The sequence below is a fragment of the Tardiphaga sp. 709 genome, from assembly GCF_032401055.1.
Lineage (GTDB): Bacteria > Pseudomonadota > Alphaproteobacteria > Rhizobiales > Xanthobacteraceae > Tardiphaga.
In genome coordinates this window covers 1219341-1232554 of sequence record NZ_CP135529.1, presented here as the reverse complement: position 1 = coordinate 1232554, position 13214 = coordinate 1219341, and the positions used below count along the sequence as shown (strand labels likewise).

At 61.0% G+C, this 13214-nt stretch carries 15 protein-coding genes and 2 pseudogenes; 10 read left to right on the top strand and 7 right to left on the bottom strand.

What is annotated here, in order from left to right; translation table 11 throughout:
- Positions 1-31: 31 nt before the first annotated feature.
- The gene (locus RSO67_RS06485) at positions 32-361 is read left to right on the top strand and encodes a DUF6949 family protein (RefSeq protein ID WP_068731897.1); all 330 of its coding nucleotides are present in this window, start codon (positions 32-34) and stop codon (positions 359-361) included.
- Positions 362-408: 47 nt separating this feature from the next.
- A pseudogene (locus tag RSO67_RS06480) lies at positions 409-940 on the top strand (gamma carbonic anhydrase family protein).
- Between the two features lie 16 nt (positions 941-956).
- On the opposite strand, the gene RSO67_RS06475 reads toward RSO67_RS06480, so the two are convergent.
- Positions 957-1130, bottom strand: a complete 174-nt coding sequence (locus RSO67_RS06475) for a hypothetical protein (RefSeq protein WP_170849843.1) — start codon at positions 1128-1130, stop codon at positions 957-959.
- 124 nt (positions 1131-1254) lie between these two features.
- On the opposite strand from RSO67_RS06475, the gene RSO67_RS30435 reads away from it, so the two are divergent.
- Entirely contained in the window at positions 1255-1389 is a 135-nt protein-coding gene (locus RSO67_RS30435; RefSeq protein ID WP_410001812.1) for a hypothetical protein, read from the top strand.
- On the opposite strand, the gene RSO67_RS06465 is transcribed toward RSO67_RS30435, so the two are convergent.
- The gene (locus tag RSO67_RS06465) at positions 1386-1763 is read right to left on the bottom strand and encodes a hypothetical protein (RefSeq protein WP_315842822.1); all 378 of its coding nucleotides are present in this window, start codon (positions 1761-1763) and stop codon (positions 1386-1388) included. The genes RSO67_RS30435 and RSO67_RS06465 overlap by 4 nt on opposite strands.
- 12 nt (positions 1764-1775) lie before the next feature.
- Here RSO67_RS06465 and RSO67_RS06460 point away from each other — a divergent pair, with 12 nt between their 5' ends.
- The 3 genes from RSO67_RS06460 (at position 1776) to RSO67_RS06450 (ending at position 2905) form a co-directional block, all read left to right on the top strand.
- A complete protein-coding gene (locus tag RSO67_RS06460; protein WP_315842821.1) occupies positions 1776-2072 on the top strand; it encodes a hypothetical protein in 297 nt (98 codons plus the stop codon).
- Between the two features lie 156 nt (positions 2073-2228).
- Positions 2229-2600 (top strand): hypothetical protein, encoded by a 372-nt coding sequence (locus RSO67_RS06455; RefSeq protein ID WP_315842820.1) that lies wholly within the window; start codon positions 2229-2231, stop codon positions 2598-2600.
- A gap of 110 nt (positions 2601-2710) precedes the next feature.
- Entirely contained in the window at positions 2711-2905 is a 195-nt protein-coding gene (locus tag RSO67_RS06450; protein ID WP_315842819.1) for a hypothetical protein, read from the top strand.
- A 248-nt stretch (positions 2906-3153) separates the two neighbouring features.
- Here the strand turns inward: RSO67_RS06450 and RSO67_RS06445 are convergent, their stop codons facing one another.
- The 3 genes from RSO67_RS06445 to RSO67_RS06435 all read right to left on the bottom strand — a co-directional run bounded on the left by RSO67_RS06445 (position 3154) and on the right by RSO67_RS06435 (position 5430).
- Complete coding sequence (locus RSO67_RS06445; RefSeq protein ID WP_315842818.1) at positions 3154-3777, bottom strand: transglutaminase-like cysteine peptidase; 624 nt, start codon at positions 3775-3777, stop codon at positions 3154-3156.
- A 331-nt stretch (positions 3778-4108) separates the two neighbouring features.
- Entirely contained in the window at positions 4109-4723 is a 615-nt protein-coding gene (locus RSO67_RS06440) for a PilZ domain-containing protein (protein WP_093762168.1), read from the bottom strand.
- Between the two features lie 149 nt (positions 4724-4872).
- Positions 4873-5430 carry a PAS domain-containing protein gene (locus RSO67_RS06435; protein ID WP_315842816.1) on the bottom strand — a complete coding sequence of 186 codons (558 nt, stop codon included), beginning with the start codon at positions 5428-5430 and terminating at the stop codon, positions 4873-4875.
- Between the two features lie 589 nt (positions 5431-6019).
- On the opposite strand from RSO67_RS06435, the gene RSO67_RS06430 reads away from it, so the two are divergent.
- Both RSO67_RS06430 and RSO67_RS06425 read left to right on the top strand, forming a co-directional pair.
- Positions 6020-6793, top strand: coding sequence for a rhomboid family intramembrane serine protease (locus RSO67_RS06430; RefSeq protein ID WP_315842815.1), 774 nt, complete (start codon positions 6020-6022; stop codon positions 6791-6793).
- 237 nt (positions 6794-7030) lie between these two features.
- Entirely contained in the window at positions 7031-7459 is a 429-nt protein-coding gene (locus RSO67_RS06425) for a CBS domain-containing protein (RefSeq protein ID WP_315842814.1), read from the top strand.
- An 11-nt stretch (positions 7460-7470) separates the two neighbouring features.
- On the opposite strand, the gene RSO67_RS06420 is transcribed toward RSO67_RS06425, so the two are convergent.
- The gene (locus RSO67_RS06420; RefSeq protein WP_165827008.1) at positions 7471-8523 is read right to left on the bottom strand and encodes a patatin-like phospholipase family protein; all 1053 of its coding nucleotides are present in this window, start codon (positions 8521-8523) and stop codon (positions 7471-7473) included.
- Between the two features lie 287 nt (positions 8524-8810).
- Here RSO67_RS06420 and RSO67_RS06415 point away from each other — a divergent pair.
- Positions 8811-9820, top strand: a pseudogene (locus tag RSO67_RS06415) (hypothetical protein).
- A gap of 240 nt (positions 9821-10060) precedes the next feature.
- Positions 10061-12529, top strand: a complete 2469-nt coding sequence (locus RSO67_RS06410) for a putative bifunctional diguanylate cyclase/phosphodiesterase (RefSeq protein WP_315842813.1) — start codon at positions 10061-10063, stop codon at positions 12527-12529.
- Between the two features lie 7 nt (positions 12530-12536).
- Here RSO67_RS06410 and RSO67_RS06405 read toward each other — a convergent pair whose 3' ends face one another.
- On the bottom strand, positions 12537-13103 hold the full coding sequence (locus tag RSO67_RS06405) for a nitroreductase (protein ID WP_315842812.1): 567 nt from the start codon (positions 13101-13103) through the stop codon (positions 12537-12539).
- Positions 13104-13214: the final 111 nt, after the last annotated feature.

Genomic DNA, 13214 nt, shown 5'->3' with positions numbered 1-13214 from the left:
CAGGGCGGTGTTTGTATGTGAAAGAGCTTCGATGTCCCCCGATGCGTTGAATTCATTCTTCCAGCTATGCATTGGCTTCGCGCTCGCAGGCGCTATTGCAAGCGCCTATCAGGCCTTTGCCAAACGTCCCCCGAGCTTCAGCCTGCTCCAGCAGGGGCCGTCCCCTGAAGCCTTCGCAGCCGTTCCGCTGCTCGTCTTCACGGCTCCCTTCATCATCATGCGCAATACCCTGCGCAACGGCGCGGCCGAGCAGCATCGCGTTCAGTTCGTGATGATCGCGACAGTGCTGGCTGGCCTCTGGAGCCTGATGTCGGGCACCTTCATCGTGATGACGCTGGAAGCGCTGGGCATACTGGCCTAAGCGCAAGAATCCATGGCAGTGTCTCCCGCAAAGGAGACGCTTCAATCATGGCAATCTACGAACTCGACGGGCAGGGACCGGATCTTCCGGCCAGCGGAAATTACTTCATCGCCGACACGGCCGATGTGATCGGCAAGATCTCGTTTGCTGGAGCAGGCGAGTGTCTGGTTCGGCGCGGTGCTGCGCGGCGACAACGAGTGGATCGAGATCGGTGAAGGCTCCAATGTGCAGGACAACTGCACGTGCCATACCGACAAGGGCTTTCCCCTGACCATCGGCAAGAACTGCACCGTCGGTCACAACGTCATCCTGCACGGCTGCACGATCGAGGACGGCGCGCTGATCGGCATGGGCTCGATCGTGATGAACGGCGCGAAGATCGGCAAGAACAGCATCGTGGGCGCCGGCTCGGTGATCACCGAGGGCAAGGAATTTCCCGAGAATTCGCTGATCATCGGATCTCCTGCGCGCGTCATTCGCACGCTGTCGCCGGAGCAGGTGATGGCGATGAGCAGCGCGGCGCGGTTCTACGCGGCAAACGGCCCGCGCTTTCAAAAAGGTCTCAAGAAGATCGGCTAGATCGCGCTGCGCGCGATCACGTCCCTTCGGACTCATTGGCTTCGGTCTCGCCGGCCACGCGCTCGTGGCCGGCGCTCCATAGCGAATGCTCCTCGGTGCCGTCCTGATAGGGATTGGCCTCGGCAGGAATGCCCTCGCTGGCGGCACGCTCGCCTTCCTCAAATGGATCTTTTTGTGGATCGTTTGGCATGGGCCTTCTTCCTTGCTGGACGTGACGGGGCGGAGCGCAGCGCAGTCTTGCGGCTTGATGCGGATGATGAGCCGGCGGCTTTTGCGCTTTTGCGCAAGGCGTCCGTGAGGTCGATCGGAACGCCGTGCTTCTTCAGGAGGTCGGCGAAAGCTTCATCGGCAAGTTCTTGCGTCGTCGCCATACGGTCGCGACCGAGCTGGATGAGCTTGTCGAGGGTCTCGTCGTCGAAGTCGATCAGCTTGCGCATGACATCTGCTAACCAAGGCCCGGCTTGCGCCAGCGCGACCGCTTGCGCGTCGGGTCGAATACTTTTTCCTGATGGCGATGCAGCGCTTGCGCAATGCCGAGGCGGGCGAAGCTAACAGGGCCGCCGTAGTCCGCGGCCTCGATCAGGCAATGCATTGCGGTCTGCCACTCCTCTGCATCGTGTTCAGATTGCGGAAGCTGTGTGATGTAAGCGCCGGCATCGCGTAACGACACCAGCGTGTTGCCGTCGGGCAATTCGATCGGTTCGCGAAACGGCTTGTCCCAGGACACGCAGGCTTCTCCTCGGCAATGTCGGGGATTCAAGCCGCCGGCGCCAAATTCGTTCCCGCTGCGGAACCCGTTTCCACTGGTCTCGTTGAACGCCAAAGGAGATTTCCAATGGCGCATTCCTCGAAACTCATCGCGGCTGCAACGGCTGCCGTCCTGTTGTCCTCGGCCGCGGCGGTCGCTCAATCCGGCGGCGCAGGCGGCGGCGCGACAGGTGGCGCTGCGGGCACCAATAGTGCAGGCACCGCGAACGCGAGCGGTGGACGAGCCGCGACCGGGATCACGGCAGGCGCGAGCGGGACCGGACAGGCGTCGCCCGATGGCAAGCCGGCGACGGGCGATGCAGCGGTCGATGCGCAGGATCGTGCCGTCGATCGCAAGGTGAAGAGCATCTGCAAGGGTTGCTAGCGCAACGTTGCGCGACAGGCGTTCAGCAACACGCCGTAACCGACAGTCGCGAACAAGTGACGGCTATTGATCGTCACACCGTGGCGGTTCACGAACGAAAGAGCTACCTATCTGGGAAGGGCGGCGCTGAAGGTGACCCGTGACGGAGTGTAGTTGATGTTACGCAAATTGGTGTTTGGTCTGGTGACCCTCGCCGCAGTCGCGCTGGTCGCGCCGACAGCCGCATCGGCGCGGGGTGGCGGCGGGCACGGTGGCGGCGGATTCCACGGCGGTGGATTCCATGGTGGCGGTGGCTGGCATGGCGGCGGCTTCGGTCGCGGATGGCGCGGTGCTGGTATCGGCTTTGGGCTCGGTCTTGCCGGCGCCGGCCTTTATGGCGGCTACTACGGCTACGGCCCCTATGCATATTACGGTGGGTACCCTTACGCTTATGGCGGTTATGATGACGAAGGCGGATGTTATGTAACTCGTAAACGCGTATGGACACCGGCTGGATATCGGGTGCGTCGTGTCGAGGTTTGTGACTGATTGGCCTTGAGCGACGCCACCTGATTACCTCATTGGCTCCGGCATAGCTGCGCTGGAGCCACATCATGGCTGGCTAGATCGTCTGGTACGCGTTTTGCAAAATCGAAACGATGACCATGACCCTCGACATTGCCAGTCTCACGCTACTGTTTGTCACCACCGTCTTTGGGCTGGTGATGGCTTTCGTCTGGATGTTCTGTGAGTTCGAACGTCGGTTCGGGAAGCGGTTGACAGCGATTGCACTTGTGCGCTTCGGCTATCGGCCCGACGGCACCATCGACCGAAACGCAAATCGCCGCGACTAGCACGGCGATTTTCTTGTCTGTTCGTGTTTCTCGGACGTCAGTCCGGGATGAGTCAGGCACTTTGTAGTTCGTCAGCCAAACCTGCATCTGTTTCCGCGCATATTCGGCAACTTTCTGTCGGAAGCTGCGCGAGCAGCACCCCAAAAAGTTGCGGCCGAACCTTGGGGGAGGTTCGGCCGCGCGCGATCCGGTCTGGGACGGGGAGGGGTGGGGATGTGACCGGGTCGCGTGTCTCCAATTCGTGTTGTTTAGCGATCCCGCGCGCTGGCCGTAGCCACCGCAGGACGGTTGTCGCCGAGCGAGACCCACACATTCGGATCGCTCTGTGACTGGCGTTTGACGAAGCGGTAGCCGGTCTCGGTCCATGCGAGGACGTTCTCATTCTGGTTGTCCAGAACGTATTCGCCCTTGTCCGTCTTCACCGTGAGCACCGCGTGACCGTCGCCCTTCTTGTCGCGCACCACGGTGATCAGCAGCGCCTCGCGTGGCCAGCCCGCTTCGATCAGCATCTTGCGCTTCAGGAGCACATAGTCCTCGCAGTCGCCGTAACCGTCTGATGGCAGCGACCACTTCTCGATGACGCCCCAATGATCCATGTCGGTCATCGGCTTGATGGTCTCGTTGACCCAGCGATTGACCCGCACCAGATCCTTCCACGCAGTCTGCGTGATGACGATGTCGCGTGGCTGCGTCGCGCCGCTGCGGCAGTCGACGGGATTATCTGAACAGAATTCGACCCATCCGATCGGTGCGCGCGTGCTGTCGCCCAGGCTTGCGTAGAGTTTTTCGTTGCCGGCACGTGCCGACGAAGTCACTCCAAGAAGGACTGCTAAAACGGCCAGTCCGAAGTATCGCCCCTTGTTACCAAACATTGTGGCCCCCGTTTTCTTGTTGGGACCATGTTTCGCACAAAGGATTTTCGTCGCCGCTAAATCGCTCAAGTACAATTGAAGCGATTACAAGTAAAAGGAGCGGCGAATTCAAACTATACTTGAATCGAATTCGATTCAAATTTTAGCTAATTGCATTTGATTCAAATTTTACGCGTTAATGGCTTGAATGCTGCAATTCAGGAACTTGCGTGCGCAAAGCGGCGTGAAATTAACCGCTCGCGATAGAGTGCAGAGGACGCGCAACGGTATCCGCGGACGCGGATAGGGCCTTCGGGCCATTCGAAAACCGGGATCGGAGGCGTTCGGCCGTTTACCGGGCGTTGACGCTGTCTTCGAGCGTCTCTGCCAACTGCTCGTGGAAGAACTCCAGAGCGAAGCCTTCTTCGAGATGGCGGACCACACGGGACTGGATTCGGCCGAGCATGACAATCGAGTTCAGCGGCGGACGCTTCTCTGCCGCAATGGCGGCGCCGGACAGCGACAGGTCGATAATGCGGCCGTTCATCTGGACGCCATCCTCGAGGGTGAGGAGCACCATCGGATTGCGCGGCACGATACGGTCGTGGCGGCGGTCTTCCGGCAGATTGAGAATGTCGCGGTTGGCGAGCCAGGTCAGCTGGGCGGCCAGCTTGTCCCGTTTGCGCGGCGTCGCACCCACGGTCATGGCGAAGCCGTTGTCGATGATCCGGGTTATCTTACCTTCGACACGGCCGATATGGTCGAGATAGGCGATGACGCGGTCGCCCACATTGCCGATGCCGGGACCGAGCAGCGCGAGGCCGCCGGGCGACATATTGATGACCTGACACGGAAACTCGCGGCGATCCGGCAGCATATAGCGGCCAAGCAGGTGCACTTTCACCCGCTGAAAGCGACGGCGTTCTTCTGCAGACGGAAGAATCGATTTTGTTTGCGCGAACGCCATCAGTGCTGTGCCGGTCATACAGGTCGAGTTTCGACCGACCCTACGGCCCACAGGGTTAATGCCGCGTTAGCAAATACCAATGTGGCGCAACCAGGCGGCGTGCATGTTCTGTGCGACACCTACAGTGAGCGAGGCGCATCGAAGGCTGTTTAGCGCAGCCCTTCATAGACCATCAGGCCGCGGGCAGCCTGCAGCTTGCGCAGGGCGCGCGGCGCAAAGCGCTGCGGCTGGTGGGCGAGATAGCGGAACGAGGTCAGCTGGAATGCGCCGAGCCGGCCGCGGACTTCATACATCGGCGCCAGTAGGCCGGTCAGGCTGATGGGGGAATGCGCGCGCGCCGCGAACGGCAGCAACAGCAGTTCCAGATGCGCCTTCTGACCGAATTCGGTCATTGCGGTCACGCCCGCGACGGCGACGAGCTGTTCCTCGGATACGACGGTGATCATGTCCCGGATCTCATCGCGGCACTCGGGCGCGAACAGCAACGGAAACGCTTGGTTCTTCAGGTCGCGGCCGAGCAGGGCACAAACTCTTGTGCCGGCCACCCGGAACGGGAATTCGACGGGCTGGTCACAGGACAGCACGAAGATGTCACCGAGCAACTCGCGCACCGGGCCGGGTTCCAGCTCACTCCGATCGGGAGCGCGGGCAAAACCGCGCTTGTCGTCCCAATAGGCGAAGAACGCGCGGCTGGATGGATGTTTCATTCGCCTGATCCCTGACCCGGCTTGCAGTGGATCGGGGACATTTCTGTCCCGAATCCATCCATCGCTCGCCGCTACATGTTGTGCAGATCAGTCATTGCAGCGTCCATGCCGAACGCGCGTTTTCCACCGTGTTCGGGCGGGTATCAGAAGCTAAGGTTAAATTTACTATGATTTTAAGGATCTCATTAACCGTCTGATTTCTGGCCAAGGCCACCGCCGCGTCGTTAACTTTGAATTAAGCATGCGCTTGGCATCGCGGGGATAACCGGTAGTCTTCTCCTCACTCCAGAGCGGAGCGGACTGTCTCCAGCAGTTCGTGACGCGCTTCGATAAACAGGTGGCTGAAAACAGAATTGGTCGTCACGCGGGGAGGGGTGGGGATGTCGGCTTGTCCGGCACACCGGGACATCCATCCGCGGGAAAAGATCAAGACGGACCCGGGAGAGCCTTTCTCAGAGGCTCTCCCTTTTTCTTTTCAGGCGGGTTTGCAGTCCTGCGGCGATCCTGAGCTTGCACCGCACCGGCAAAGCCGACTATCTGGGGCATCGCTCGCCAGAGCTGCTGACAGGCCGTTATTCCCTTGGACACATTGGATTCCCCCGCTCCTCCGCGTGAACCGATCCTGACCCTGCCGGCGGCGCTGACGGCCTATGTCGGGTTGCTCGCCGTGATCCACATCGTCCGCATGCTGCTGCCGGTGGATCTGGAATACTGGACCATTGAGGTCTTCGGTTTCATTCCGAAGCGCTACGACCAAACGCTGCTGTCCATGCCGTTTCCCGGCGGCAATGGCGCCAAGGTCTGGAGTTTCGTCACTTACTCCCTGTTGCATGCCAATCTCAGCCATATCGGCTTCAATGTGTTGTGGCTGCTGCCGTTCGGCAGCGCGCTGGCGCGGCGCTTCGGCGCGGTCCGCTTCTTCATCTTCATGGCGGTGACGGCGGTGGCTGGCGCCGCTGCGCATCTGGTTACCCATGAACACGCGCTCGCCCCGATGATCGGCGCCTCGGCTTCGGTCTCCGGCGCCATGGCCGCGGCCATCCGTTTTGCCTTCGTGCGCGGCAGCTTCCTGTCGTTCAACCGCGGCGATGCCGATGAAGCGGCGCGCGTGCCGGCGCTTCCGCTGTTGCGTTCATTGCGCGATCCGCGCGTGATCGGATTTCTGGCGGTCTGGTTCGGCGTCAATATCATCTTTGGCGTTGGCTCGATTGCGATCGGTGCAGACGGGGCGAGCGTTGCATGGCAGGCGCATATCGGCGGCTTCTTCGCCGGGCTGCTGCTATTCTCGCTGTTCGATCCCATTCCGAGGTTGCAGCGCACGGGTTCGCAGACATCGTCTCCGGACATGTCCGACCTGCATTGAGCGTGTACCGGCTTCTTGCGAGGCCGACGCATTTGATCCATCTTATGTATTCGACAGGTGACTCACGTTGGCAGGTTCGGCCCTTGAGGTCGATTCCGTTCCCGGCGCGAACGGTGTGTCAGTTCGGTCACCACATCTGAACGACTGTTGAACTGCGCTGTTACACTGCGTCTGTCTGACGACCCAAGAATGAAAGACCGCGCCCGACAAAGGGCATGGTCGACTTAGGAGGCGACAATGACGGTACGTGCAATTCTCGATTCCAAAGGCCACCAGATCATCAGCGTCTCGCCGAGCGATAAGGTCTCGTCGGTGGTGCAGCTGCTGTCACAGCGAAAAATAGGTGCCGTGCTGGTGATGAGCCATCACCACATCGATGGTATCCTGTCCGAGCGTGATATCGTGCGGGTGATTGGAGAGCGCGGCGCCGCGGCACTGGATGAAGACGTGAGCGCCGTGATGACGCACAAGGTCATTGGCTGCAAACCGTCCGATACGGTCGGTGCAATCATGGAAAAGATGACGACCGGAAAATTCAGGCATCTGCCCGTTATCGAAGACGAAAAGGTCGTTGGCCTGATCTCGATCGGTGACGTCGTCAAATTTCGCTTGCGTGAATTCGAACGCGAACAGGAAGCGCTGCGCGAATATATTGCGACTGCCTGAGCCCGCCGCGCTCAGCTCTGCGAAGTGGTCGGCTTCTGCGCAACGACGGGCGCAGGCGAGTTTGCCACTTCGGGGGCGAGGATTTCGATCGCCTCTTGAATGGACTCGACAGCGCGCTCTGCGGCACGCGCGCCGAGCGTGATCATTTCTTCGGCGCGGTGGAAATCGAACCAGCCAATGCGGCCAACGCGTGGTGCGATCAGGAGATCCGGCGGATCGCCGGCAAGGCGCGCGCGGGTGATGCGGTCCTGCATGATGTTGAAGGCATCGACCATTACGGTAGAGATACCCGGTCGTCCGCCGCCGCCAAAGAATTCGCGTTTCATGGTGCGCTCCGCCGAGAAGAACTTGCTGAAACCGCGCTTCGGTTCTTCGACTTCGATGATGGGCTCGGCCACTTCCGGTCCCGTGCCATGGTCGAAAATCGTGGTCGAATGGCCAAATACATCATTGCTGAGATTGGCTGCGATGACGATCTCGGCGCCCAGAGCACGCGCCGCCGATACCGGCACCGGATTGACCAGCGCGCCATCGACCAGCCAGCGATCGCCGACCAGAACCGGCGAGAAGATGCCCGGCAGCGCGTAGGACGCACGCATCGCATCGACCAGGCGACCATGAGTCAGCCAGATTTCATGGCCGGTACGCACCTCGGTGGCGACGCTGGCGAATTTCAGCGGGAGATCCTCGATCAGTGTATGGCCCAGCGATGCCTCGAGCTGCGCGGCCAGCTTGTTGCCGCCAATCAAGCCGGAACCGTTCAGGCGGATGTCGAGATAGCTGAGAATATTGCGGGGTTGCAGACCGCGGGCCCATTCCTCGAGCGTATCAAGGTGGCCGGCGGCGTAGGATCCGCCAACTACGGCACCGATCGACGTGCCCACCACGACGTTCGGGACAATGCCATGGGCAAGCAAAGTGCGGAGGATGCCGATATGGGCGAAACCGCGCGCCGCACCACCGCCGAGCGCCAGACCGATGATCGGACGTCGAACGCTTCCCAAACCAGGCTTGTCGCGACCGTTCGCGCCATTCTGGCCGCGCCCCATCAAAATCTCCAGCACACCAAGCTCCTCGACGCCGCCGATATTAAATGCAGCAACGCCATCATTCCAGACGGTAGCTAATTCATGATTTATGTCGCGTTTGCGAGATTTAGGCACCAAATGTGACTGCAGAGCGACCCGTTACCGCACGGTACACCGGTTCATGGGGAACCTCACGCGATTGTGGGTCTGGCGGCGGGACAGCCGCGTCAAGGCTTGAATTTGTCGCGTTTTGGGTGAAAAGCATGACCATGACTGCACGGGGCCATGATTTGCGAACATCCGGCCGGAGCGGACGGCTGGCTATGGTGCTGGCCCTCGCTCTGCTGCAGGCTGTTGCCTTGCCCCGGATAGCGTCCGCACAGTTCTTTTCGGACCGCCCGGCACCGGTTCCGCCGGGCTCGATCCCGGATGTCCCGTCGGGTCCCGCCATCAGCCTCGCGCCGCCGTCCGGTCCTGCTTCCACCCCCTGTTGCCGACGCCGCTGACGCAGCCGCCGGTTGCCAATGTCGCCCCGCCTGTGCCGTCGCCGGTCCAGGCTGCTCCAACCGGGCCCGCACAGGGCGTGCTGGCGCTGACGGCGCGCTATGGCAAGGATATGCCGGTCATCAATAGCGGGCTTGTCTGGCGGGTCTATTCGGATCGGCCGGACGAGACCGGTGCCTTCAAGCTGATCCGCGAGGATCGCGGCGCGACGCCCAACATCGTGCTGCCGCCGGGCAGCTATGTGGTGCACGTGGCGCTGGGCCTCGTGAGCGCCGTTCGTCCGGTGACCATCAAGTCCGAGACGGATCGTGAAGCGTTTGTGCTGCCCGCCGGCGGATTGCGGATCGAGGGCCGCGTCGGCACCACGAAGATTCCGCAGAACCAGATCTCGTTCTCGATCTACAAGGGCAGCCAGTTCGAAGGCGGCGAGCGCACGCCGCTGCTGCCGAGCGTTCCTGCCGGTGATGTCGTGCTGCTGCAGGAAGGCACCTACTATATCATCTCGAATTACGGCGACGCCAATTCGGTGGTGCGCTCCGACATCCGCGTGCAGGCGAGCAAGCTCACCGACGTGACCATCACGCATCGTGCGGCAGTCATCACCATGAAGCTGGTGAGCGACAAGGGCGGCGAGGCCTTGGCCAACACCGCATGGTCGGTGATCACGCCGGCCGGCGACGTCATCAAGGAATCGATCGGCGCCTTCCCGCGCGTCACGCTGGCGGAAGGTGAGTACCGCGCCATCGCCAAGAACGAAGGCAAGGTGTTCGAGCGCCCCTTCAACGTCGTGAACGGCGTCGACGGCGAGATCGAAGTCATCGCGCGCTAATTTTCGACGGCGCTTCTTACGCCAGCGATTTCAAAATCAGATCCGTCTCGCAGACAACACGTCTCAAAAACGATCGATTTGTCACGCGTGTGTCATGGTCCTGAATCGCCAACTAACCATTGTGCCAGTTTGTCGCGTCACCACGCGTTGTTGCTGTACGCGGCCGCTGAACGTTTACATGACGTTAATCCCGATAGCCCGAATAGCAAGTATCGCTAGAAGTGTTCCGAAGGGGATGTCGTGACCGCGGCAAGACAGTTATCCGGAAGCCCGGACGTCAAATTGTTCGACGACATTCCCGCCTTGCAACGCAAATGGCGGGCGGCCGTTCGTCCCGGCCAAATTCTGCCCGGCTATGAAGAAGTGATGCTCGGCAGTCTTGGGCGTATGGCTGACCACATCGTCCTGCTGAAGGTCGAGGGCGAGACGCTCGAAGTGTCACGCAGCGGCCGCTATGTGCAACAGTGGCTGGGCGACGATCGCTGGGACATTCCGCTCGACGTGCTGGCACCTGACTGCGTGCGTGCGCTGACGGAAGCCGCGAACTGTGCTCTGCAAGCCAACCGACCGCATTTGATGGTGGCGCATTGCGTGCGTGACGGTCTGGTTCACACCTATGACATTCTCGCGCTGCCGACAGCGTCGCGCTGGGGCGGCCGACTGGTCGGCGTCTATGTCAACGAGCAGGGCACCCGCTACAATCTGGTCGATGCGATCTTCTCGTCGACGGACGAAGGCATCGTGTCGCTTGCGGCAATCCGGGATTCCGCCAGCCAGGCTTTTGACTTCCAGATCGTGCATCATAATCAGGGCGCTTCGCGCCTGCTGAAAGTATCACCCACCGATCTTCAGTGGCGCAAGCTGAGCGCAGGCGGTCACGCGTTGTCGCTGCCCAGTGTGACACAGTGGCTGCTGTCGATGATCGCCAACGGCCAGAGCGGCCAGCTCGAAATCGACAGCGACGATCGCAACCTTCGGCTCAGCGCGACGGCCTTCGGCGATCTCGTGTCCCTCACGGTCTCCGACGTGACCGACATCAAGCGCCGCGAGGCCTCGTTTCGGCTGCTGTTCGACAGCAATCCGATGCCGATGTGGGTGTTCGATGCCCAGACGATGGATTTTCTCAGCGTCAATGACGCGGCTGTCGCGCATTACGGATACGATCGCGCCGCTTTCCTCCGCATGCAGCTCAAGGAAATCTGGCCGCGCGACGAGTGGGAGATTCATACGCGCGCGTTGATGCAGCTCGGAGATATCTATCAGTCGGATCGCAACTGGCGCCACCTGAAGGCCGACGGAAGCGAGATCGAGGTGCTGACCTATGGCCGCCGCGTGATGTTCGAAGGCCGCGACGGGTTCCTCGTGGCTGTCGTCGACATCACCGAACGTCGCAAGGCCGAAGCGCGCGTGGCGCATATGGCGCATCACGATGCCCTGACCGATCTGCCGAACCGTACCTTCTATCAGGAGCGTTTGGCCCAAGCGCTGGATCACGACGATCCGAGCAAGCATGTCGCGGTTCTGTGCATCGATCTCGACCTGTTCAAAAACGTGAACGATTCCTTCGGTCATCCGATGGGCGATCGGCTGCTGAAGATGGTCGCCGCGCGGATGCGCGCCGAGGTCCGCGGCAACAATCTCGCGGCGCGGCTGGGCGGCGACGAATTTGCCGTGGTGCTGGCCGCCGATATCACACCCAACGAAGCCAACGATTTTGCCGCGCGGCTGATCGAGATCATCAGCGCGCCCTATGACATGAACGGCGTCGAAGTTGTGATCGGCGCCAGCATCGGTATCGCCATGTCACCGGGCGATGGCGATACCAGCGAAGAGCTGATGCGTAATGCCGATATGGCACTGTATCGGGCCAAGTCCGAAGGCGGCGGTGTGCATCGCTTCTTCGAGCGCGAGATGGATCGCCAGGCGCAGAAGCGCCGCGACATGGAGCTCGATCTGCGCAGCGCTTTCGCCGATGGTGACTTTGAATTGCACTACCAGCCATTGGTGGATTTGGCCGCGGACCGCATCACCGGCTTCGAAGCGTTGCTGCGCTGGAAACATCCCGACAAGGGCATGATCTCGCCGGCCGATTTCATCCCCGTCGCCGAGGATATCGGCCTCATCGTCACGCTCGGCGAGTGGGTGCTGCGCAGGGCCTGCGCCGAAGCTGCCAAATGGCCTGATGATATCAAGGTGGCGGTCAATCTCTCGCCGGTGCAGTTCCGCAGCCGCAATCTGGTGCAGGTCGTGGTCGCTGCGCTGGCTTATTCCGGACTGTCGCCGCATCGCCTGGAGCTGGAAATTACCGAGTCGGTGTTTCTTGCGGAAACCGAGGCCAATCTCGCGATCCTGCATCAACTGCGCGCGCTGGGCGTCCGCATCTCGATGGATGATTTCGGCACCGGCTATTCCAGCCTGAGCTATCTGCGGAGTTTTCCGTTCGACAAGATCAAGATCGACCGGTCTTTCGTGAAGGATCTGATTGAGCGGCCGGATTGCGTTGCCATCGTACGCGCGATCTCCGGGCTCGGTCGCAGTATGAACATCACCACAACGGCTGAGGGCGTCGAGACGATCGATCAGCTGGACTGGCTGCGCGCGGAAGGCTGCAACGAGGTGCAGGGCTTTCTGTTCAGCCCTGCAAAGCCAGCATCGGAAATCGAGAACCTGCTGCGCCGGTTTGGCAGCCAGGCGTCCCAGGCCGCGTAAGCCCGGTTCAGAACCGGGTCACGACGTCCTTGAGTTCTGGCCGCGGCCGGTCCTCGATCACCTTGTCAGGCTTGCCGCCAATATGGATAAAGCCGGCCAGTTTTTCATTGGCGGCGAGGCGGAGGCCTTCCAGCACGTCGCGGTCATAGACCATCCAGCCGGTCAGCCAGTTGGCGCCATAACCCATGGCTGTGGCGGCCGATACAATATTCATGCAGCTCGCACCTGCGGACAGTTCCTGCTCCCATGACGGAATCTTCGGATGCGGCTTGATGATGCTCACCACGCCGATCACCAGCGGCGCTTCCGTCAGTTTGTGTTTCTGCGCCTCGATATCTTCGACCGGTGCATCGGGATTCTTCCGTGCGAATACGGTGGCGATGACGTTGCCGGCGCGTTTGCGGGCGTCGCCCTCGAAAATGATGAAGCGCCATGGCGCCAGCTTGCCGTGGTCCGGCACCCGTGCCCCAATGGTCAGGATGGTTTCGAGTTCTGCGGATGAGGGGCCGGAGCCGATCATTTCGCGCGGTTTGACGGAGCGGCGGGTCTTCAGGAAGTCGATGATGTCAGGCACGGGCAGTTCTCACAGATGAGGATGCGCAGAATTTGCAGGAATTGAATGACCACTTACCACGCGAAAAGGCCCGCCACGAGGCGGGCCTTGCTGATTTAGACGGATTGTGAC